The 22,491-nt window shown below is 37.9% G+C and carries 17 protein-coding genes and 1 pseudogene; 10 read left to right on the top strand and 8 right to left on the bottom strand.

The features are described from left to right. Nucleotides 1-24: 24 nt before the first annotated feature. On the top strand, nucleotides 25-789 hold the full coding sequence (locus OQ267_RS00750) for a rhamnogalacturonan acetylesterase (protein WP_265834540.1): 765 nt from the start codon (nucleotides 25-27) through the stop codon (nucleotides 787-789). A 50-nt stretch (nucleotides 790-839) separates the two neighbouring features. On the opposite strand, the gene OQ267_RS00755 is transcribed toward OQ267_RS00750, so the two are convergent. The 4 genes from OQ267_RS00755 to OQ267_RS00770 all read right to left on the bottom strand — a co-directional run bounded on the left by OQ267_RS00755 (nucleotide 840) and on the right by OQ267_RS00770 (nucleotide 5,826). After that, nucleotides 840-1,274 carry a carboxymuconolactone decarboxylase family protein gene (locus OQ267_RS00755; protein ID WP_265834541.1) on the bottom strand — a complete coding sequence of 145 codons (435 nt, stop codon included), beginning with the start codon at nucleotides 1,272-1,274 and terminating at the stop codon, nucleotides 840-842. A gap of 333 nt (nucleotides 1,275-1,607) precedes the next feature. Beyond that, nucleotides 1,608-2,177 carry a Crp/Fnr family transcriptional regulator gene (locus OQ267_RS00760; RefSeq protein WP_265834542.1) on the bottom strand — a complete coding sequence of 190 codons (570 nt, stop codon included), beginning with the start codon at nucleotides 2,175-2,177 and terminating at the stop codon, nucleotides 1,608-1,610. Between the two features lie 21 nt (nucleotides 2,178-2,198). After that, nucleotides 2,199-2,972 carry a GLPGLI family protein gene (locus OQ267_RS00765; RefSeq protein ID WP_088299669.1) on the bottom strand — a complete coding sequence of 258 codons (774 nt, stop codon included), beginning with the start codon at nucleotides 2,970-2,972 and terminating at the stop codon, nucleotides 2,199-2,201. Nucleotides 2,973-3,015: 43 nt separating this feature from the next. After that, a complete protein-coding gene (locus OQ267_RS00770; protein WP_265834543.1) occupies nucleotides 3,016-5,826 on the bottom strand; it encodes a TonB-dependent receptor in 2,811 nt (936 codons plus the stop codon). A gap of 134 nt (nucleotides 5,827-5,960) precedes the next feature. Between OQ267_RS00770 and OQ267_RS00775 the strand changes: the two genes are divergently transcribed. Then, on the top strand, nucleotides 5,961-7,769 hold the full coding sequence (locus OQ267_RS00775) for a DUF4153 domain-containing protein (protein ID WP_265834544.1): 1,809 nt from the start codon (nucleotides 5,961-5,963) through the stop codon (nucleotides 7,767-7,769). Between the two features lie 61 nt (nucleotides 7,770-7,830). Here the strand turns inward: OQ267_RS00775 and OQ267_RS00780 are convergent. Then, nucleotides 7,831-8,547, bottom strand: a pseudogene (locus OQ267_RS00780) (3-ketoacyl-ACP reductase). Between the two features lie 64 nt (nucleotides 8,548-8,611). Continuing rightward, nucleotides 8,612-10,153, bottom strand: coding sequence for an aldehyde dehydrogenase family protein (locus OQ267_RS00785; protein WP_265834545.1), 1,542 nt, complete (start codon nucleotides 10,151-10,153; stop codon nucleotides 8,612-8,614). A 123-nt stretch (nucleotides 10,154-10,276) separates the two neighbouring features. Here OQ267_RS00785 and OQ267_RS00790 point away from each other — a divergent pair, with 123 nt between their 5' ends. The 8 genes from OQ267_RS00790 (at nucleotide 10,277) to OQ267_RS00825 (ending at nucleotide 19,201) form a co-directional block, all read left to right on the top strand. Next, nucleotides 10,277-12,790, top strand: a complete 2,514-nt coding sequence (locus tag OQ267_RS00790; RefSeq protein ID WP_265834546.1) for a M1 family metallopeptidase — start codon at nucleotides 10,277-10,279, stop codon at nucleotides 12,788-12,790. 369 nt (nucleotides 12,791-13,159) lie between these two features. Beyond that, nucleotides 13,160-14,563, top strand: coding sequence for a tetratricopeptide repeat protein (locus OQ267_RS00795; RefSeq protein ID WP_088299675.1), 1,404 nt, complete (start codon nucleotides 13,160-13,162; stop codon nucleotides 14,561-14,563). A gap of 60 nt (nucleotides 14,564-14,623) precedes the next feature. Further along, a complete protein-coding gene (locus OQ267_RS00800; RefSeq protein ID WP_265834547.1) occupies nucleotides 14,624-15,391 on the top strand; it encodes a phosphosulfolactate synthase in 768 nt (255 codons plus the stop codon). An 81-nt stretch (nucleotides 15,392-15,472) separates the two neighbouring features. After that, entirely contained in the window at nucleotides 15,473-16,216 is a 744-nt protein-coding gene (locus tag OQ267_RS00805) for a shikimate dehydrogenase family protein (RefSeq protein ID WP_265834548.1), read from the top strand. 39 nt (nucleotides 16,217-16,255) lie between these two features. Next, nucleotides 16,256-16,846 carry a gliding motility lipoprotein GldD gene (locus tag OQ267_RS00810; protein WP_088299678.1) on the top strand — a complete coding sequence of 197 codons (591 nt, stop codon included), beginning with the start codon at nucleotides 16,256-16,258 and terminating at the stop codon, nucleotides 16,844-16,846. Between the two features lie 3 nt (nucleotides 16,847-16,849). Next, nucleotides 16,850-17,488 carry an MBL fold metallo-hydrolase gene (locus OQ267_RS00815; RefSeq protein WP_265834549.1) on the top strand — a complete coding sequence of 213 codons (639 nt, stop codon included), beginning with the start codon at nucleotides 16,850-16,852 and terminating at the stop codon, nucleotides 17,486-17,488. A 97-nt stretch (nucleotides 17,489-17,585) separates the two neighbouring features. Next, nucleotides 17,586-18,815, top strand: a complete 1,230-nt coding sequence (locus OQ267_RS00820) for an ABC transporter permease (protein ID WP_172406423.1) — start codon at nucleotides 17,586-17,588, stop codon at nucleotides 18,813-18,815. A gap of 2 nt (nucleotides 18,816-18,817) precedes the next feature. Continuing rightward, nucleotides 18,818-19,201: a hypothetical protein gene (locus OQ267_RS00825; protein WP_265834551.1), complete on the top strand. Its 384-nt coding sequence runs from the start codon at nucleotides 18,818-18,820 to the stop codon at nucleotides 19,199-19,201. A 126-nt stretch (nucleotides 19,202-19,327) separates the two neighbouring features. On the opposite strand, the gene OQ267_RS00830 is transcribed toward OQ267_RS00825, so the two are convergent. Together OQ267_RS00830 and xylA are read right to left on the bottom strand one after the other, a co-directional pair. Then, nucleotides 19,328-21,007 carry a sodium/sugar symporter gene (locus OQ267_RS00830; RefSeq protein ID WP_088299681.1) on the bottom strand — a complete coding sequence of 560 codons (1,680 nt, stop codon included), beginning with the start codon at nucleotides 21,005-21,007 and terminating at the stop codon, nucleotides 19,328-19,330. Between the two features lie 130 nt (nucleotides 21,008-21,137). Further along, nucleotides 21,138-22,469 carry a xylose isomerase gene (gene xylA / locus OQ267_RS00835; protein WP_088299682.1) on the bottom strand — a complete coding sequence of 444 codons (1,332 nt, stop codon included), beginning with the start codon at nucleotides 22,467-22,469 and terminating at the stop codon, nucleotides 21,138-21,140. Nucleotides 22,470-22,491 lie beyond the last annotated feature (22 nt).

Genomic DNA, 22,491 nt, shown 5'->3' on the forward strand with positions numbered 1-22,491 from the left:
AAATATGTTCAAATCTGTCTCTTCATGGGATTAACAGTTTTGCTGATGTCGTTTATGATAAAACGCGAACCCGTAAAAGTTTACCTGATTGGTGATTCTACTGTTGCTGATTACAGCCTGGAAACCGATTACATGCAGAAACGTTATCCTTTAACAGGCTGGGGACAGGTTTTTCAACAATTCCTGATAAAAGATAGTCTGAAAAATTTAAATCATCTGATCAAAAATGATAGTGCCCTGGTAATCGACCAAGCAAAAGGCGGCAGAAGCACCCGGTCATTTTTTGAAGAAGGCAGATGGAAAGCGCTTTTAACTACATTGAAGAAAAATGATTTAGTCCTCATTCAATTCGGACATAATGATGCAGCGAAAGATAAACCTGAGCGTTATGTTGATATCCCTGGCTATAAAAAATTTTTAAGAATGTATGTAAATGAAACCAGGGCGAAAGGTGCCAAACCTATCCTGATTACTCCCGTAACCCGAAATTATCCCTGGAAGAATGGAGTACTTGGCAGTGCTCATGGTGAATATCCTCAGGCCGTCATGGATGTAGCGAAGGAATTAAGTGTTCCGGTAATTGACTTAACAACACTTTCCGCAGATTTATTTACTTCAAAAGGCATTGATTTCGTTACCAAAAATTATTTCATGAATTTAGATTCCGGGAAATATGTTGCTTATCCTAAAGGACAAAAAGACAATACCCATTTTCAGCCGGATGGCGCAAAAGAGATTGCCAGGTTAGTATATGAAGGCTTAAAAAAAATCAATACATCTTCAATGTAATCACTAATATGAGCGGGATTTAACCGATCACATTAGTGATCCCAGATTATTTATCCAACGATTAATTTCGTGGCGATGGCAATTCTATTCCAGGCATTGATGGTAATAATCGCCATTATAACCTGAGCTAAATGCTGCTCATTAAAAAAACGAGAAGCGTTACGGTATGTCTCATCAGAAACATGCTTTGAAATTAAAGTTACCTCTTCCGTTAAAGCCAAAACAGCTTTTTCTTTTTCAGTAAACAAAGTAGTTTCTCTCCAGGCATTCAGCAAGTATAAACGCTGTTCAGTTTCGCCAATTTTACGTGCATCTGTACTGTGCATATTCAGGCAAAAAGCACAACCATTAATTTGCGATGCCCTCATTTTAATCAGCTCCAATAATATGGGGTCAATTTTAGTGTTTGATAAATACTTTTCTAAACCATACATGGCTTCATAAGCTGCTGGCTCTGCTTTTTTAATGTTAATTCTAGTTTCCATTGTTATATTTTAATTACGCTATAAAGGTCCGGAATCAATAGATCAAAAAACTTAATCTAGTTTAAGAAAAGAGGCTACTTAACCGCAAAGGACACCAAGCTATTTGCAATGAATTCAAAATTGGGAAGGTTTAATAATCATATTGCCTAAACATAGTTCAGTGCCTTCCTTGGTTGAAACAACTGAGATTGTTGCTTATTTGCATTAAATGATAAGAATAAACATCTATTTTAAATTTGCCTATAATAAGAACATATATAAGCTCAACTATTTTGGATACCCATTATATACTTAGCACATACTATTTCCGTATATGCCTTAAATGGTAAAACATTATCGCTTCGCCCTTATTTTACTTAAAAACTCAGGTGTAAAACCTAAATATGAAGCCAGCATATATTGTGGAATGCGCTGTACAAATTCGGGAAATGATCTGTTAAAATGATGATACCTTTCTTCTGCCGTCATGCTGTACAGATACCTGATCCGCAATTGGCTGGCCTGATGGCTTTTCTGCAATACCTGTCTGAAATACCTCTCCAGCTTTGGTAATTGAGCAAACATTTCTTCATAATGGCGGTGCTCAATGGCAATAACTTCAGTCGTTTCAGCAGCCTGGATAAAAAACTCAGAAGGTTGTTGAAAAAGAAAGCTGGTCAGGTCAGAAAGCCACCAGTTTTCAATGGCAAACTGCGTGGTTTGTTCTGCACCTTTGATATCAATAAAATATAACCTTAAACATCCTTTTGCCACAAAATAATTGGCCCTGCAAACCTGCCCCTGTTCCAGTAAATAAGATTTCTTTTGAACTGTCAATGATTTGAGCAAAGCCGACAGTATTTCTTCTTCCTCCCCACTTAAATTTATAAACCTGTTGATATGACTAAATAAAGATTGATACATTATAGCGAATATACAGATGAATTACATATCTGCAGATTTTAAGATATCACTGGCATAATTGCCCCAGTCCTTTAACGCACGCTTTAAAATATCACTCAACTGTTTTTTATTTACAAGCTTCCCTTTTGAAGGTACTTTAAGCTGGGCATCCGTAACCTCTATATCTTTTACTTTCGTTGCAAACCAGGTAATATGTTCACGCGGCAAGGCTACGCCTAATATCATACCTGGTAATCCATTAAAGGTTTCCGGACCGCCAGATACCGGAATGGCATCGGCATAAAAGGCAACAACGTAAATAGAATCCATCATTAAAGCATTTGCCCGCCTGCAATCATAGCCTGCAATATTTCTGAATTCATCTGTTATTTTCCAGTTTATTTTGCGGATGGAATCTTTAACCAGGTAAGTTTCTTCATAAACCGATTTTTGAATAATACTGGTTTCTGATTTAAGATTACTTAAAATAATGTTATTCTGCTTTGCCGTCGCGAAATTACCTAACCAATTGTTAGATACACTTTCATCTGCCAGCGGATTAAAAAATGTTTGGTTGTTCTTAAAAGTAAGCTCACTTTTCAAAGTTTTAAATTGCGGGTTATTTTTTTGATACTGCTCCAGCGCCTGTGCACTCCAAAAGTTATCAGGATATTTTTTTGCCTGATCTTGAATCAATGCGTAAACATTGATCTTTTTCTCAAATTCTATAATGCCCTGGTTCACAAACCTCGCATTTTGCGCCATTGCATTATTCATTGTGCAAACCAGCATCAGTAAAGTATATTTTAATTTCATTTATAATATTTTAAAAGGATTTTGAATCATTACCATTCAAATTTTATTTTTGAGGCGCACCACCGCCCATTTTATTAAAATCCCAAACCAGGGAGAACATAAAATAACGGCTGATATTATTATAGCTTGTTTGCGTGATCATATTGGAATAGGAAGACCGCCTGAAACCCCGGTTCTGATTAAATAAATCATTACCGCGAATGGTAAGTTTCAGATCTTCATTTTTAAAGAAACATTTGGTTACAGCTGCATTGATAATGATCTGTTCGAAACTGGTATCAAAAGCTGGCGATTTAGGTGTGTAAGTATATTCACCATCCGCACGAAGTTTGATTTTTTTCGGCAGGGTTAAGCTGAAGCCTCCCCAACCTTGCATCCCCCATCCTTTATTTGCCCGATCTTTTTGAAGCGAGGCTACCTGTGCATGATAACTCGGACCAAAGTTTAAATAGATTTCACTCTTATCCTTATACCTGTTAATCTGTAATGAAGGAGAAAAGCTGGTACTCACAATTTGATTTAATTCGACCACATCACTTAACTGACTTTTTACGTAGCTATAATTTGTATTGCCATTTGCATTTAAATTTAGCCCGATATTGGCATCAAACAGAAATTTAACTTTTCTATTGAACCCGCTATATACACTATAATTAACCGGCGTTCTATCTGTTAAATTAACAGATTTCGCTATTGTCTTTCCAGAAGCATCTGTTTCTGTGCTACTGACTATTGCTTTGTTAACAAAGCCGAAACTACCGTTAATGTATATTGATTGCTGACTCAAAACTTTATAAGCGTTATAACTTGCATTAAATCGACTATTGAAGGATGGTGCCAGATCTGGATTACCAAGAGGTTGATATAAAGGATTATCATTTACCCTTACCGGCTGCAACTGGTTAACGGTAGGTTGGTTTGTACTTCCGTTATAACTGAACCTAAAAGCCCTTTGAGCGGAGAATTTATACATGTAACTGGCTTGAGGTAACCAATTTACGAAACTTCTGCTATAACTTTGATTAGAGAGTTGCTCAAATTGATCAAACTTTGCGGCACTCACCTTACTACCAAAACTAATAGTTGTTTTAGGCTTTTTATAGTTAAAAACAGCTCCACCCTGATTAAGGTATTGACTTGCTTTAAAATCATTGCTGAATTCTTTATCCAGAATATCATAATTTCCAGGTGATGATTGATTGAAAGATTTACGATCAGAACGACTTTCATTAATACCAAAACCATAATTTAACACTAAAGAGATTGATTTTGTTAGTGGCTCATTGTAAGTTAAATTGCTACTAAAAATAGAACTCTGGGTATTGTTTTTCTTTAACTGATCTGTAACTTCCTTTCTTAAAGGTAAACCAGCTTCATCATAATATTCTACAACTGAATTTAAAAAACCATCTGAATTGAGATCATTGAGATTCTGACTAAGACTTACTGAATAATTACGCCCTGCTTTTTTTAGCTTTTTGTTATAAAAGGCAGAGATATTAAATGTTTGTTCTTTACCATTGTTACTATTCGACTGCCTATTTTCGTTGAGTTTGGAATTGTCGCCCCTTAATCCAATACTATTTAAGCTGGAGATATTATCACTGTTTTTAAGCAGGCCATCTACTGATACTTTGAGGTTACTGGTGGTATCCGGTTTGATGGTATATACTGCATCAATTTTCTGCCTGAACACATTTCGATCAGAATTTTCATCGGTATTTGTATTGATAATACCATCAGGTAAATTATTCTGACTAAGGGTATTTTTAGTCGTTTTGATGCCTAAGGCACCCAACTTATAATTGGTGTTAATACTCTCCTTATCGCTATTCCATTTATTATCATAATGTGCACCGCCGGTTAAGGCCCGGGGTATCCCTTCACCATAATAATTTCCGTTTTCTAATTCATCTCCATCCCCATAGCTAAACCACATGTTTCCATCATCACTCATTTGCATATTACTATTACCCGCACCTAATTTATTGCCATCTTCCCAACTCAAACCCGTAGTACCGTTATTTGCGGCCGTACCATAAACAGAAAACTTTTGTTTGGCTTTGAAGCGGTTAAACAATGCCTGGCCCTGATAAAAATCTTTAGTACCATAACCCGCATCAATCTTTCCGAAGTAACCACTTTTCTTATCTTCTTTAAGTTTTATATTGATGGTTTGTGTTTTTTTCCCATCATCAACACCTGTGAAGGCTGCCTGATCGCTGGATTTTTCATAAAGTTGAACTTTATCCACCATATCCGCCCTTAGGTTTTTAGTTACCAAGGTTGGATCATCACCAAAAAATTCCTCTCCATCTATCAATACTTTAGGTACGGTTTTCCCCTGGGCCGTAATTTTCCCATCCTTATCTACCTGTATTCCCGGCAGTTTTTTTAACAAATCTTCCACTTTATCATTTGGTTGTATACTATAACTTGATGCGTTAAACTCTGTAGTATCGCCCTTAATTTTAATAGCGGCCTTTTCGCCTTTAATAATTACATCTGCCAAAAGTTTGGCTATTCCGGTTAAATTAATCGTACCAAGATCTATGTCTTTTTTAGTAGAATCTAAGGTAAAGTGATCAACAAAATCAGCATACTTAGGATAAGAAACCAATAGCATAAACTTGCCATTTTTAATACCGTTGATTTCAAAGGAGCCGTTTTCAGCAGACCTGGTAAATTTCACCAGCGTAGAATCTTTAGCATTTAATATGGCAATGGTAGATCCGGAAAGTAAAGTAGTTGAAGCAGTGTCAATGGTGCGGCCTTTAATCTGGTGAACAATTTGCGCCTTCAGGTAGGAAGTAACAAAAACCAGAAAACACAGGCAGAGGAGCGTTCGTTTCATAAGATAATTGATTAGCTTGGTGCTCTAATATAAAACTAATTAATTAGTTAAAAAAGGCTTTAACTTTTTTTAACAATATGATCACACCATATTTAAATCATTAAAAAAATTATATTTAATCAAATTTTAAATTGATGAAACTCCCATCTATACAACACCTTTATAAGGACTTATTAACCGTTGTTAAACGCTTCCCGCTACAGTTCGTATTTATTATTGTGGCAACAGTATGCTGGACATATTATATTCATCTTGACCGTTATGGTGCAGATTCATTGCTTAACGCCGCTCTTCACAAGATTCTGATAAAAGCTATATTAATCAGTAACCTCGGCCTTACCCTTACACTCGCTTTAGATTTACTGGCAGAAAAAAAGGCATATAAGCCTGGAAAAAAGTGGCTGATCAGGATCTTTACGGTTTTGAGTTGCCTGTCGCTCTTTTTCTTATTAGATCCTGCGGATAACTTTGCTGATCAGTTAAGAATTGCATTGATGGCATTTGCCTTTCATTTGTTTGTTGCTTTCTCTCCATTTATGGATAAAGGCCAGATTAATGGCTTCTGGCAATTTAATAAAGTGTTGTTCCTCCGCTTTCTAACAGCAGCGCTTTATTCTATTGTGCTGTATGGTGGTTTAGCGATAGCCCTGGTAGCCATAGATGGCTTATTCAATGTCGCTATTTATTGGAAAACATACATGATTGTTTTTGCAATCATAGTCGCTGGTTTTAGTCCGGTATTCTTTTTAGCAGGTATACCCACCAATTTCGAACAACTGGAAAAAGAAGCTGCTTACCCTAAAGGACTGAAGATATTTACACAATTTGTACTTATTCCACTAATGACCATTTACCTGGCGATTTTATTATTTTATGAAATCAAAATCATGATAAGTTGGTCATTACCTAAAGGTTTGGTGTCCAGCCTGATTATTGGTTACGCCGTTTTTGGAATCCTATCATTGCTCCTTATTTATCCGATGAAAGAGCAGGAAGGAAACAGCTGGATAAAACTTTTCTCGCGTTTCTTTTATAGCATGCTGATTCCGCTCATCATACTCCTCTTATTGGCAGTTTGGAAGCGGGTTGAACCTTATGGAATAACAGAAAGCAGGTACATACTAATACTGATTGCCCTATGGCTAACTTGCATAACGGTTTACTTTCTCTTTAGTAAAAGGCAAAACATTAAACTCATTCCCATTAGCCTGGCTATTTTAACGATGCTTGCAGTTTACGGACCTCAAAGTGCATCTGCTGTTTCTAAATACGCACAAATTACAAGGCTCAAGAAGATATTATCCTCTCAAAAGGCCGAGGATCTAAAGGAAAAGCCATCTGTGGTGAAATATCTCGTATCCAAACATGGCTTAAGTGCTTTGCAGCCTTTTACTTCAAAGAACCTGACTCATATTGAAAATGTAATTGACAGTCGAGATGATTATCAATATGTCAAAGATAAGATAAAAGTGGATACTGCCTTTTCCACTTTAAAGATCAACGACAAGGATATTTATCCCGCCGATACCCAATATACTTTTTTAAGTACCGATCATGATTTCCCTGCGATTAGCGGATTTGATTACCTGCTGGATATAAATAGCTATGAAAATACGGAAAAGGTTTTCAATGGCATCCAAATAAAAATAGATCGTACTAATGATAAAGACTTAATCATTAACCTGGGTGATACAGCCAAATTAGCAATTAAACTGACTAAAATTTTTGAGGAATCAGTAGAACTGGCGAAAGCTAAAAAATTAAAATCAACTAAAAATTATAATGAATTTCTCCTGCCTGCCAATAAGCTAACTTTTTCTAAAATAGTGAAGAATTATCAGTTTACTTATACAATTGGTCAAATCAGAGGTTACAAAACTGGAAGTAGTTTACAGAAAAACTGGTTTGATATTGAAGCGCATTTATTGATTAAAAAATTATAGTATAAAACTATTTTGGAAAGGGGCTGTATCAGGAAAAAATGAACAGCCCCTTTTCTTTTTTTTACGGATTGGTAGACCAAACGGCTGCATCTTTTACAAACACCCGTCTGTTAAGCTTCAATTGAGCAATAATCAGTTCTGCTATATCTTCGGGTTGCATCACCTTATCAGGATTACCATCGGTAAGTTTTAAATCAATAGCCATATCCGTTGCCGTAGTACTCGGCGATAATGCCGTTACCCTGATGTTATGTTTTCTCATTTCCTGCATTAATGAAACAGAAAAAGCATTAACTGCCGCCTTAGATGCCGAATATGCACTGGTTACTGCCGCAGGACTAAATGCTGATGAACTTGAAATGCTAATAATCTCACCAGTTTGCCTTTCTATCATTTCCGGCACAACTGCACGGGTTACATAATAAGTACCCATTAAGTTAGTTTGAATAATCCGCTCCCAGTCTGCTATTTCCATTTATAAGAATTTACCAAACTTTCCAACACCAGCATTATTGATCAAAATTTCAATAAAACCCAACGCTCCTTTAACCGTTTCTATGGCATGGTTTACAGAATCGATATCACTAACATCCATAGTTGCAACAGCTATTTTTACGTGATATTGCTTTAACTCTTCTGCCAGTTCATCTAAATGACTTTTCGTTCTGCCAACTAAGGCTACGTTTACACCTTCTTTTGCTAAAGCTGTGGCAATAGCCTTTCCTATGCCTTTACCCGCACCGGTAACGATTGCATTTTTTCCTGATATATTTTCCATTGTTACATTATTAATATGGCGTTAAACTTTTTAAAAGTTAGTAACGCTAACCTAAATCATTTCATTACAAATCAAACTTAATCCCTTGTGCCAAGGGCAAGGTATCCGAATAATTGATTGTGTTCGTTTGTCTGCGCATATAAGCCCTCCAGGCATCAGATCCGCTTTCTCTTCCACCGCCGGTTTCCTTTTCACCTCCAAAAGCACCACCAATCTCAGCACCTGAGGTACCTATATTTACATTCGCAATCCCGCAATCTGATCCTTTTGAAGATAGAAAAAGTTCAGCTTCTCTCAAATTCAAAGTCATAATTGCTGAAGATAAACCCTGTGGAACACCATTTTGTAAAGCAATGGCTTCTGCTAAGGTTTTATATTTAATCAGGTATAAAATCGGCGCAAAAGTTTCATGCTGCACAATTTTGAAGTCATTTTTAACTTCGGCAATACAGGGTTTTACATAACAACCGCTGCTGTAATGATCGCCGGTTAACACACCACCTTCCACGATAAATTGACCACCTTCGGCTTTACATTTCTGAATCGAATCCAGATATGAAGCCACAGCATCCTGATCAATCAACGGACCAACATGATTACTTTGATCCAGCGGGTCGCCAATCCGTAACTGATCATAAGCCTTCACTAATTTTTCTTTAAAGGTATCATAAACACTTTCCTGAATAATCAATCTTCTGGTAGAGGTACAACGCTGACCAGCTGTACCTACGGCACCAAAAACAGCACCGATTAAACTCATATCCAAATCAGCATGTTCTGAAATGATAATCGCATTATTACCTCCCAATTCCAGCAAGGTTTTACCCAGGCGGGCGCCCACGGCTGCAGCAACTTCTTTTCCCATCCGGGTAGAACCTGTTGCAGAAATTAAGGCCACGCGGCCATCATGGGTCATCGCTTCTCCCACTACCTTGTCGCCCAAAACCAGGTTACAAACGCCTTCTTCTATATCATTGGCCTTAAAAACTTTAGCAATAATATGCTGACAGGCAATTGCCGTTAAAGGTGTTTTTTCAGAGGGTTTCCAGATGCAAACATTGCCACAAACCAGCGCCAAAGCTGCATTCCAACTCCAAACGGCCACCGGAAAATTAAATGCTGAAATAATGCCAACAATCCCCAATGGATGCCATTGCTCATACATGCGGTGGTTCGGGCGTTCACTATGCATGGTTAAGCCATATAACTGGCGCGATAAGCCTACTGCAAAATCACAGATATCAATCATTTCCTGCACCTCACCTAAACCTTCCTGCAAACTTTTTCCCATTTCGTATGAAACCAGTGCGCCCAGAGCTTCCTTATTCACCCTCAAAGCATCACCAAACTGCCGGATTAAATCTCCACGCTTTGGAGCTGGCACGGTTCTCCATTCAGAAAATGCCAGCTGAGCCTTTTTCACCACCTGGTTATAGTCTTCAGCAGTGGCAACCTTGGCAGAAGCAATTAATTTTCCATCAACAGGAGAAAAACTTTCCAACAATTCAATGTTGGAAAGGCCACCCCAATTACTTCCTGTACTAAAAGCAGCATTATTGGCTTTTACACCTAACTGATCCAAAATGGATTGAATATCTGTCTTCATATAGCTAAACGATTTACACAAAAAAACAAAAAATTAAGAGAAAGCAGGTACATTTGAGTCTTTACTTTATCACAATAATTTAGATGTTGTTTTAAAGATAACAGACCCATAAAATCATAAAAAATGAATAATAAGTTTCTCACCTGCAGTGCGCTGTTGCTGACTTTTTTTGTGGCAGGTAATCTTTCAGCTCAGGAAAAATCTTCAGAAAAGCCCGAAAATTTATCTGTCTACCGTGTTACCCCCACTAAAATTAATGATTTGGTGCATACCAAACTGGATGTTTCCTTTGATTATGCCAAACGTTATCTGTACGGAAAAGAATGGGTAACCTTAAAACCTCATTTTTACCCGACAGATTCCCTTACCTTAGATGCCCAGGGAATGGATATTAAAACCGTTGCATTAGTAGGTATCAAAGGAAATACACCGTTGAAATATGTATATAACAACAATAAGTTATACATTAACCTTAATAAAAAATACACTAAACAAGAAAAATATACCATCTACATCGCATATACGGCGAAGCCGGATGAATTAAAAGTAAAAGGTAGTGCAGCCATAACGGATGCGAAAGGATTATACTTCATCAATCCGGATGGAAAGGATAAAGATAAACCTGTTCAAATCTGGACACAAGGTGAAACCGAATCTTCTTCAGCCTGGTTTCCGACGATAGATAAGCCAGACCAAAAAACTACCCAGGAAATTTCGATGACAGTTAAATCGAAATATACCACCTTATCCAACGGAAAACTAGTCAGCCAAAAACCCAATACAGATGGTACCAGAACCGATACCTGGAAGATGGACTTGCCGCATTCTCCTTACCTCTTTATGATGGCCATTGGCGATTTCAAAATCACAAAAGATACTTATAAAGGCAAAGAGGTTAACTATTACCTGGAACCAAAATACGCACCTTATGCCAAACAGATTTTTGGGAAAACCCCTGAGATGATGAAGTTTTACAGCGAAACTTTAGGGCTGGATTATCCCTGGAATAAATATGCACAGGTGGTGGCCAGAGATTATGTTTCGGGTGCTATGGAAAATACCACGGCAACTTTACACGGTGAGCAGATTCAGAAAACAGATCGCGAATTGTTAGATGGAAATGAAGAAGGCACCATCGCACACGAACTCTTCCACCAGTGGTTTGGCGATTATGTAACGGCAGAATCATGGTCAAACTTAACCATGAACGAATCTTTTGCCACTTTTGGTGAGATTATCTGGCAAGGACATGATGCGGGTAAAGATGCCGAAGATAAATTACGCTATGAAAAACTTCAATCTTATATCAGTTCCACCAAAAATGGAGAAAGTCCTGTTTTAGCGCGTTTTCACTATGCAGATAAAGAAGACATGTTTGATAATGTGAGCTACGCAAAAGGATCTGTTATTTTATATGCACTGAAAAATCAAATGGGCGATGCGGCTTTTTATCAATCGCTCAATAAATACCTAACCACCAACGCATTTAAAAATGGGGAAACGCACCAATTGAGATTAGCCATGGAAGACGTGACCGGCAAAGACTGGAGTCCTTATTTTAACCAGTGGTATTACAATGGCGGCCACCCCATTTTAGCTATAGATTATGGCTATCAAAATGGAAAGGCCACTATTAAAGTGAAGCAAACACAAGATTCAAGTGTACAAACTTTTACCTTACCAGTTAAAGTGGATATCTATGCAGCCGGGAAAAAGATCAGAAAAGAAATTATTATCGACAAGCGTGAAGAGACTTTTTCTTTTGACGTAAGCAGCAAGCCAGATTTAATTGATTTTGATGCCGATAAAATTATCGTTGGCGAAATGAACGACAATAAAGTGGCTGAAGATTATTACTTTCAATATAAAAATGCACCAAGTTATGCCAACAGACTTGAAGCACTGCAATTCATTATGCAAAGCAAAGCCATAAGCGGTCAGCAGGTTTTATTGGCAGCCCTAAAAGATTCGTCAGGCGATTTACGTGCCTTAAGCATTGCCGGTTTAAATCTTGAAGATGCCCAAATTAAAGCTGCGGCACTTCCGGTTTTATTACAGCTGGCAAAAACAGACCGGGATACTGAAGTGAGAGCTGCAGCAATTTCCAAATTGGGAGAAACCGGCGATCAGACTTATAAAAGTTTAATGTCCGAAAGCCTAAAGGACAGATCTTATCGCGTGATTGCGGCAGGAATAAGCGGTCTGGCAAAACTTGCCCCTAAGGAAAGTATAAGCACGCTATCAGCATTGGATCAGGATACAAAAGATCATATTGCGCCTTCGATTGCCGAACTTTACATTGGCGATCCGAAAGATGAACACCAGGAATTTTATACAAACATTATGGATAAGGGAGACCGGAATAAAGTTTTTGCGGTGATTGGTCAATATTTTCAGTACCTGAGGGCCAATACCAATCCGGCTGTAACAGAAAAAGGCATTAAAAATATTAAAGATGCCATTGAAAGACTGAAATTACAGCCTTACCTGAATAAACAACTTTCATCAGCATATGAAGCTACGGCCCAGGGTAAATCCAAGCAAGCCGGCGCAGCAAGCGGAGAAGATAAAAAGAACCTGATGAAACAGGCTGAGATATTCAAAAAAGCAGCTGTTGATTTAGGAAAAGAATCATAAAAAATTAAGGTTGATGAGTCAGATCATCAACCATTTTTCTTTGCTTAATGCCGGCCTTTGAAAGCAGTGGTTTTATAGGGTGTAGTACCCACAACCAAAGATATTACGGCTTAATTTTCATGACTTCATCATTACCTTAGTCAGGCAAATTAGTGCTATTTTTGTAAGAGAAGGGAAAAGGAGCCGCGATGTTGAAAAAATATTTTGATTATCCACACCTTATAATTAGAACAATAAGCTTTATTTTCAGTTGCTTACATCTTTTTCAACAACTGATGTTAATAATTATTTCTTAACCGAATAATTTAATTTGGTAAACTTATATTGTATCTTTCTGCCAATTGGCACGGTTCTTTAATTTAATTATATATGGAAGAAGAATTCTTTTTTGAATCCAATGAAGACGCACAACGTTCGGTAGAGCGCTATGAAGAGATGATCCGCAATCAGGATCAGTACTTTTTTGATGCAGGCGCCTTTGAGTATATTGTAGATTTTTACATCGAAAAAAATGATCCGGTTAAGGCTTTACAAGTGGTAGATTATGCCATCAATCAACATCCTTATGCCACCGTATTTTTAATTAAACAGGCACATCTTTATATTTTAACCAATAATAATGATCAGGCTTTTTTAGCCTTGCAAAAAGCCGAATTACTGGAACCATCAGAGCCGGATATTTATCTGCTCCGTGGTAATATCTTTCAGAATACCGAGCGTTTTAGTGAGGCACTGGAAAATTACGAGAAGGCATTGGGCTTAGCCGAAAGTACGGATGAAATTTTATTGCAGATGGCTTATGTATACCAGAGCATGGGCGATTATGAAAGTGCCATCACCTACATTAAGCTGAGCCTGGAACAAAATATGGAAAACCAGGATGGCTTATATGAGCTGGCTTTCTGTTACGATGTTTTAGACAAACAGGAAGAAAGTATTAAATTCTATCAGCAGTACATTGATACCGATCCTTATTCATATGCAGCATGGTATAATCTGGGCAACAGTTTTCATAAATTAAATCTTTTTGAAAAAGCCATAGATGCTTATGACTATGCAATTTTAATCAAAGAAGATTTCAGCTCGGCCTATTTTAATAAGGGAAATGCCCTGGTACAGCTTGACAAGTACGATGAGGCCATAGATGTTTATAAGCAAACTTTCGAATATGAACAGCCCAATGCCGATACCTATTGCGCCATCGGGGAATGTTATGAGAAGTTGGAAAAGATGGACGAAGCCCGCTCCTATTACAAAAAGTCGGTAAAAATGGATCCGAAAATGGCTGATGCCTGGTTCGGAATTGGCGTAACCCTTAACCATGAAGAACGCTATTTTGAATCATTGCATTTTTATAAAAAAGCAATCGACCTGGAAGCGGAAAATGCTGATTTCTGGTTTGCTATGGCTGATGCCTACTATAAATTAGGGCAGATTGAAGAATCTATTACGGCTTACGAAAAGGTTTTGGAATACAATCCGCTTGATATTGAAGCCTGGCTGGATTTCAGCACAGTATTGTATGAACAAGGGAAATTGCTTGATGCATCAGAAACAATGGCTGAAGCCATTAAGAATAATCCGGAAGCAGCAGAATTATACTACCGCATGGTGGCATACCTGTTTGCAATGGGAAATTATGCAGATGCGCTGGGTTATCTCGAAACCGCTTTAACCACTGATCCCGATAAGCATTACATCTTATTTGAATATTTACCGCAGCTGCAGGATAACAGTGCCATTATTAATGTTATTAACAGATATATCAGGTAAAAGCCTTTTGAGAAAAATTTAACAAATAAATCTCAAAATTTTTTTCACTTTTGTACGCATATGAATTACCCATTATTAAACGTTCCTGAACGTCCTGCTAAACCACGCCAGAAAGGCCTCACCATGGTTATGGATAAAGGATTAAGCCTTCGCCAGGTGGAAGATTTTATCGAAGTTGCCGGCGTACATACAGATATCGTAAAATTAGGTTGGGCTACATCTCACGTTACACCAAACCTTAAAGAAAAATTAGCTTTATATAAAAGTTCCGGCATTCCTACTTATTTTGGAGGAACATTGTTTGAGGCCTTTATCATCCGGAATCAGTTTACTGATTATCAACGCATTCTAGATCAATACGGAATGGAATACGCCGAAGTATCTGATGGTTCCATTGAAATTGAGCATGACCTGAAATGTGGCTACATTTCCGAACTGGCTAAACAGGTAACTGTAATTTCTGAGGTAGGCAGTAAGGATGCAGCTAAAATATTTGCGCCATACAAATGGATCAAATTAATGCAGGCAGAACTTGAAGCTGGCTCCTGGAAGGTAATTGCAGAAGCACGCGAAGGTGGAAATGTAGGAATTTACCGTGGCAGTGGCGAAGTACGTGAAGGCCTGGTAGATGAAATTCTGACACAGATTCCGGAAGAAACCATCATCTGGGAAGCACCGCAAAAAGAACAACAGGTTTGGTTTATCAAACTGATCGGCTCAAATGTTAACCTGGGCAATATTGCACCGGCAGAAGTGATCCCTTTAGAAACCATACGTTTAGGACTTAGAGGTGATACTTTTGATTACTTCCTGAACCAAACTAAATAACCTACAGTCCTGATAAGGATGCATAGTTAAATAAGCCTTGCAGGTTTCAAAACCTGTAAGGTTTGCTGTTTATATATCAATATGAAAACTTACGGCTTAATCGGATTTCCGCTATCTCATTCCTTCTCTAAAAAGTATTTCACAGAGAAATTTTTAAATGAAGGCATTGTTAATCATCGCTATGAGCTTTATCCTATTGAACAGATTCAATCACTGCCTGAATTATTAAGTGCAGATGCGACATTAGCCGGCTTAAATGTTACTATTCCACACAAGGTAAGTATTTTACCATTCCTGAATGAGATAGAAGAGGCTGCAGAAAAAATTGGGGCAGTAAACTGCATATCCATCAAACGGCTTGAAGGTGAAGTTTATTTAAAAGGCTTCAATACGGATGCCTTTGGCTTCGAAAAGTCTTTAGTTCCCTTACTTAAATCACACCATAAAAAAGCATTGGTATTTGGTGATGGCGGAGCAGCTAAAGCGGTTAAATATGTATTGGAGAAACTGGGTATTGCCTATCTTACCGTGGTGCGTAAACCCATTGAAAATGGAATTTTATATGCTGAAGTTACACCGGAAATTTTCTCCAGCCATACTTTGCTGATTAATACCACCCCGCTGGGAATGTTGCCTCATGTGGATGCCTATCCGGAAATAGATTATTCGCAGATCGGGCCGCAGCACCTGGCCTACGATTTAGTGTATAACCCTTTAGAAACTGCTTTTCTGGCAAAAGCAGCCGCCCGGGGTGCTGTAATTAAAAATGGGCTGGAAATGTTGCATCAACAGGCTGAGCAAGCCTGGGACATCTGGAATAAATAATTTTAATGGCTGTTAAGGCTTTATTAATGATTAGGAACAATGAAATTAAAATACCTTATCCTTTTTCAGTTTGTTCTGCTGTTGAGTTTTTCGGCTTGCCAAAACAATGATTACAGTCCGAAACCTAAAGCATATTACCGCATTTTATATCCAAAAAAAACTTACCAGCCACTTTTAGCACCGGTTCCTTTCCGTTTTGATTATCCGGAATATGCTACGCTGGAAAAAGATGTTAGCCGTGATGCGCAAAAGTATTGGTACAATTTACATTTTAAGCAGTTTAACGGTTTTCTGCATTTAACATATTATGATATTTCAGGCAAAAAGGAATATGACAATATGGTTGAAGATGCCAGGAAATTAGCTTTCAAACATACCATAAAAGCCAGCGCCATCGATCAAAAACTTATTCACTACCCAGATAGAAAGGTTTATGGAATTTATTATGCCATTGAAGGAAATACGGCTTCTTCGGTACAGTTTTTTCTAACAGACAGCACAAAACATTATTTTAGGGGTGCCTTATATTTCAATGAGCGCCCGCAATATGATTCCATAGCACCAGTAATTAATTTTATTAAAAAAGATATCGACACCCTGATCTCTACCTTCAGGTGGAAAAACCAATAATATATGATTACAGTAAAAACCCTGACCTTTAATGCCTACAGTGAAAATACATATGTTTTATTTGATGAAACAAAGGAATGTGTAATTATAGACCCAGGCATGTATGAAGGCCATGAGCAAAATGAACTGACTATTTTCATTAAAGAAAATAACCTTAAGCCCCTTTTGTTGCTGAATACGCATTGTCATCTTGATCATGTTTTTGGTAATAAATTTATCTTCGATACTTATGGATTAAAACCACAGTTTCATAAGGGCGAACTGGAAGTATTAAATGCTGTTCCGGGTTATGCACCAGCAATGGGTTTTACTAAATACCAGATTTCTCCACTTCCAGATAAGTTTTTAACAGAAACAGATACCATCACTTTTGGAAACAGTTCGCTTACCATCATTTTTGCTCCGGGTCACTCTCCGGCTCATTTATGTTTCTACAGCGCGGCAGATCATACCTTAATGGGTGGTGATGTATTATTTCAGGGGAGTATTGGCCGTACTGATCTTCCGGGCGGAAATCATCAGCAATTAATTCAAAACATTTCACAGAAACTTTTCGTTTTACCTGATGAAACAATGGTATATCCAGGCCATGGTCCGGCAACAACTATTGGTTATGAAAAACAAAACAATCCTTTTTTTTAAAATAATACAGGATGATTAACGAGCCATACATTGTGCGGGGTTCACAAGCCTGGCCTTTTATCTTTAAACCCTCAACCTTTTAATTATCTTTACTGCTGTGAATACGCCACTATATATTGCAAAACGTTATTTGTTTGCAAAAAAGTCTACCAATGCCATTAACCTGATATCCGGCATATCAATGGTTGGGGTAATGGTTGGAAGCGCGGCACTCATTATTATCCTTTCCGTATTCAATGGACTGGAAACAGTGGTTCTTGGTTTATTTGATACCATGACACCAGAGCTCGTCATTGTACCGGCAAAGGGTAAAACATTTGACCCAAATACACCATACTTTTCATCACTCAGAAAAAATGCTTCGGTATTTTCTTATACAGAAGTACTGCAGGAAAACGCCTTGTTAAAATACAATCAAAAACAAGCCGTAGGCATGGTTAAGGGGGTAAGCCTGGCCTATTTAAAAAACAGTAAGCTGGATAGTTCTATTAAAGAAGGCCATTTCATCTTACAGAACAAAAATGGTTATAGTGCTGTAATAGGTTCTACATTACAAAGCCAGCTCGCCGTGAATACCCTTGATCCATTTACAGAAATGGAACTTTTCTCACCTAAGAAAACCATTGCAGTGAACTCATTAAACCCGACAGATGATTTTGTCAATAAGAGCATCAGGGTAAGTGGTGTTTTTGAGGTACAACAGGAATTCGATAATGGCATTATTGTACCGTTGGCCTTTGCCAGAGAATTGCTGGGGGAAGAAAAAAATGTATCCACTATAGAAATAAACCTGCAGGCCGGAACTGATGTGGACCATTTTCAGGAAGAAGTGGCTTCCAGGCTTGGAGAGGCTTTTGAGGTGCGTAACCGGGCAGAACAAAACCGGTCGCTCTACCACATCTTAAACACTGAAAAATGGGCGGTTTATATTATCCTGACATTTATTCTGATTATTGCTATTTTCAATATCATTGGTTCATTAACGATGCTGGTGATCGATAAAGTAAAAGACATTGCCATTTTAAGCAGCCTGGGAGCGAGTAAAAAGCTCATTAAAAGGATTTTCTTATTTGAAGGCATGATGATTACCATGTCTGGCTGTATATTAGGATTGATTATCGGGCTGATTTTCTACTTTATTCAGCATAAATATGGCATTATCAAAATGGGAGAAGCAAATTTGCTAATGGAATCTTATCCAATCGGACTCAAGTGGAAAGACTATGTCTTAGTATTCGTTACGGTTGGATTTTTTTCATTTTTGGCATCAGCTTTGTCATCAAATTTAAGTGTCAAAAAGATAGACCAAATTAATCAAACGATATAAGGATGAAGTTATTTAAACAAGCATTTGTAGGTGTTATGCTCCTTGGAGTAGCTGTTGCAGCTTGTAATAGAAAGGATAAAGCCGAGCGGGAAGAAAGTAACGTTAAGGTGGTAAAAGGATTATATAGCTTTGGTCCGGAGATGAAATCATTCACCATGTGTGACGATGGCCGGGAATATTGGGTGGCAGACAGTGTTAAAAATCTGGAGCTTTCCTACAGCAATCTGAATTTCGAAAAGCCCTATGAACCCGTTTATGTTGAACTGGAAGGTTATTTTTCCAAATCAGATACAACAGCCGTTTCGGCAGATTTTGATTCCACTTTGGTGGTTACAAAAGTTCTGAAAATCAGCAAGGAAATTCCTGATGGACCTTGTGCACAATAACCATTCACGTATATGAATAATAATATATTGGCATTAATTACGCCGCAAAACAAGTTAACCACAATATAATTAAACAGAAAGAGCTCCTAAATGGAGCTCTTTCTGTTTAATAGCATTTAGTCTGCACTACCAGTAAATTCCGTAAAGCGCAACCAACAAACCAACAATGATTAAAGCACCAACCGCAAAGCTTGTTGTTGTTTTAAACATGTTCGAATCGATTTCAAGTCCTTTTGGATTGGCGATACCTTTTCTGTTTTCAGTTAAGCTGATTAATACCATTCCGAGAATACAGAATACAAATACGATGCCCATTCTATCAAGGAAGGGAATTTCATAGATTCCGGCGGCCGTTTTAACAGAAAAACCTATTCCTGATAAGAAAGAAAGATCCATCATTCCAGGTAAGAATTTCAATAGTAAGGATAAGCCGAAACCACCAATTGTTGCAAATAGCGCCGCATTTGAAGTAGATCTTTTCCAGAAGAAACCCAAAATAAACATGGCAAAGATACCTGGAGATACAAAACCTGTATATTCCTGAATGTATTGGAAACCACCTTTTTTGTCAATCCCTAAGTGAGGTGCAATTAAAACACCCAATACCATAGCAACTACAACAGCAATTTTACCTGTAAATACGAGATCTTTCTCTGAAGCATTGGTTTTCAAAACCTTTTTATAAATATCAAGTGTGAAGATGGTTGCAATACTGTTGGCCTTACCCGCTAAAGAAGCCACTACTGCCGCGGTTAAAGCTGCAAATGATAAGCCTTTTAATCCGGCAGGTAATAAGTTTAACAATACCGGATAAGCACGGTCAGGGTTTACAGAACCATCCTGCAACATTTCTGCCTGGAAAACACCATCCTTGTACAGCACGTAGGCTGCGATACCCGGAAGCACAACAATGATAGGCATTAATAATTTTAAGAAAGCGGCAAATAATAAACCGCCACGGGCCGTTTTTAGATCGGCGCCCAACGCACGTTGTGTGATGTATTGATTACAACCCCAATAATTTAAATTCACAATCCACATCCCGCCGATTAAAACGCTTAAACCTGGCAAATCGATGTAGTTTTCATTATCCGGTTTTAAAATCATGTGAAAATGCTCTGATGCTTTTGAAGTCATCAGGCTGTAGCCTTCTAAAACACCTGATGTACCATAATGGGTAGACACTAAATTCAGTGCCAGGTAAGTTGTTGCCAACCCTCCAAGAATTAAGAAAAACACCTGGATTACATCGGTATAGCCAATTACTTTCATACCACCAAGGGTAATCAAAATGGCAAATGCAGCAATGGCATACATACAGAAAGTTAAATCAAAGCCTGATATACTGCTTACTGCCAGTGCACCTAAATATAAGATGGAAGTTAAATTAACTACAACATATAAAAGTAACCAAAACACGGCCATAATCATAGCAACAGTACCATTGTAGCGCTGATGCAGGAATTGAGGCATCGTTGCAATTTTATTCTTGAGGTAAACAGGAATAAAGAAAACAGCAACAATAACCAATGTTAAAGCACCCATCCATTCGTATGTAGCAATGGCCAATCCCATCTTAAAGCCGGAACCACTCATTCCTATAAACTGCTCAGCAGAGATATTGGAGGCAATGAGTGATGCACCGATTGCCCACCAGGTAAGCGAACCTTCTGCTAAAAAGTAATCTTTGGAACCTGTGGATGCAGATTTTTTCTTATTGTAGATGTAGAGGCCATAGGCAGCTACAATAACGAAGTATACTGCAAATACAATGTAATCCTTCGTGTCCAGTAAGTTTTGTTTCATTGAATGATATAAAGGTTATTTGGTTTAGAAATCTAAATGTAGTAAAATCATAAATTAATATTCACATTTTTTTAAATAAAAACGTTAAAAAGACGCTTATTAATTTATGATCCTACTGAAACATTAAATTTTAGATGTATCTGTTAATTAAATTTTCCAGATATTCTTGTCTGCCACTTCTCACTTCGGGCTCTCCGTTTTCGGCAGCATAGTTTCTTAAATCTTCTAAAGTCAGTTTTCCCTGTTCAAATTCGGCTCCCTTTCCGCTATCAAAAGAGGCATAACGATCAGTTCTTATTTTTTTGTAATCAGATTTTTGCAGAATGGCGTCAGCAGTAACCAAAGCACGTGCAAAAATGTCCATACCGCCTACATGGGCATAAAATAAATCTTTGGGATCTGTAGAGTTACGGCGAATTTTAGCATCAAAATTCACACCACCACCCTGCAGGCCACCGCCTTCCAGGATAATCAGCATGGCTTCTGTTAACTCGTTAATATCATTTGGAAACTGATCCGTATCCCAGCCATTCTGGTAATCGCCGCGGTTTGCATCAATTGAACCCAATAAACCACTATCAACCGCAACCTGTAATTCATGCTGAAAAGTATGACCGGCCAGGGTAGCATGGTTAACCTCTAGATTTAATTTAAAATCATTTAATAAATCATACTGCTGTAAAAAGCCTTTAACCGTAGCAGCATCATAATCGTATTGGTGCTTTGAAGGTTCACAAGGCTTAGGCTCAATAAAGAAGGTACCTTTGAATCCTTGTTTACGGGCATAATCTTTGGCTGTATGTAAAAATTTGGCCAAATGCTCTTGCTCACGTTTCATATTTGTATTCAGCAAACTCATGTAGCCTTCTCTACCACCCCAGAACACATAATTTTCACCACCTAAAGCAATTGTAGCATCTAATGCGGCCTTCACCTGTGCAGCACCATGTGCCAAAACCTTGAAATCGGGGTTAGTAGAAGCGCCATTCATATAACGTTCATGGCTGAATAAATTTGCCGTTCCCCAAAGTAATTTCACACCACTCTCGGCCTGCTTCTGTTTGGCATATTCAACCAGCGTTTGTAACCTGTTTTCGTTTTCAGCAACATTATTACCATAATCAACCACATCCACATCATGGAAACAATAGTAAGGCAACTGCATTTTAGTAATAAATTCAAATGCAGCATCCATTTTGTCTTTAGCCCTTTCAACAGCATCTTTCTTTTCATCCCAAGGGAAAACATGGGTGGCACCACCAAAAGGATCTGCCCCGTTTCCGTTAAATGAATGCCAATAGGCACAAGCAAATTTAAAATGCTCATTCATGGTTTTTCCGGCCACTACTTTATCAGCATCATACCACCTGAAGGCAAGCGGATTATCACTTTCCAGACCTTCGAATTTAACCTGATCTATACCTTTAAAAAATTCTTTTTCTCCTGTTACGACGTTTTTCATTGTACTCTTAATTTGCGGTTCT

The organism is Pedobacter sp. MR22-3 (assembly GCF_026240075.1).
Lineage (GTDB): Bacteria > Bacteroidota > Bacteroidia > Sphingobacteriales > Sphingobacteriaceae > Pedobacter.

Excerpts from the sequence above, each read along its gene's own strand:
- OQ267_RS00750 (WP_265834540.1), top strand. The coding sequence starts at position 25 with ATGGGATTAACAGTTTTGCTGATGTCGTTTATGATAAAACGCGAACCC.
- OQ267_RS00755 (WP_265834541.1), bottom strand. The coding sequence starts at position 1,274 with ATGGAAACTAGAATTAACATTAAAAAAGCAGAGCCAGCAGCTTATGAA.
- OQ267_RS00760 (WP_265834542.1), bottom strand. The coding sequence starts at position 2,177 with ATGTATCAATCTTTATTTAGTCATATCAACAGGTTTATAAATTTAAGT.
- OQ267_RS00765 (WP_088299669.1), bottom strand. The coding sequence starts at position 2,972 with ATGAAATTAAAATATACTTTACTGATGCTGGTTTGCACAATGAATAAT.
- OQ267_RS00770 (WP_265834543.1), bottom strand. The coding sequence starts at position 5,826 with ATGAAACGAACGCTCCTCTGCCTGTGTTTTCTGGTTTTTGTTACTTCC.
- OQ267_RS00775 (WP_265834544.1), top strand. The coding sequence starts at position 5,961 with ATGAAACTCCCATCTATACAACACCTTTATAAGGACTTATTAACCGTT.
- OQ267_RS00785 (WP_265834545.1), bottom strand. The coding sequence starts at position 10,153 with ATGAAGACAGATATTCAATCCATTTTGGATCAGTTAGGTGTAAAAGCC.
- OQ267_RS00790 (WP_265834546.1), top strand. The coding sequence starts at position 10,277 with ATGAATAATAAGTTTCTCACCTGCAGTGCGCTGTTGCTGACTTTTTTT.
- OQ267_RS00795 (WP_088299675.1), top strand. The coding sequence starts at position 13,160 with ATGGAAGAAGAATTCTTTTTTGAATCCAATGAAGACGCACAACGTTCG.
- OQ267_RS00800 (WP_265834547.1), top strand. The coding sequence starts at position 14,624 with ATGAATTACCCATTATTAAACGTTCCTGAACGTCCTGCTAAACCACGC.
- OQ267_RS00805 (WP_265834548.1), top strand. The coding sequence starts at position 15,473 with ATGAAAACTTACGGCTTAATCGGATTTCCGCTATCTCATTCCTTCTCT.
- OQ267_RS00810 (WP_088299678.1), top strand. The coding sequence starts at position 16,256 with ATGAAATTAAAATACCTTATCCTTTTTCAGTTTGTTCTGCTGTTGAGT.
- OQ267_RS00815 (WP_265834549.1), top strand. The coding sequence starts at position 16,850 with ATGATTACAGTAAAAACCCTGACCTTTAATGCCTACAGTGAAAATACA.
- OQ267_RS00825 (WP_265834551.1), top strand. The coding sequence starts at position 18,818 with ATGAAGTTATTTAAACAAGCATTTGTAGGTGTTATGCTCCTTGGAGTA.
- OQ267_RS00830 (WP_088299681.1), bottom strand. The coding sequence starts at position 21,007 with ATGAAACAAAACTTACTGGACACGAAGGATTACATTGTATTTGCAGTA.
- xylA (WP_088299682.1), bottom strand. The coding sequence starts at position 22,469 with ATGAAAAACGTCGTAACAGGAGAAAAAGAATTTTTTAAAGGTATAGAT.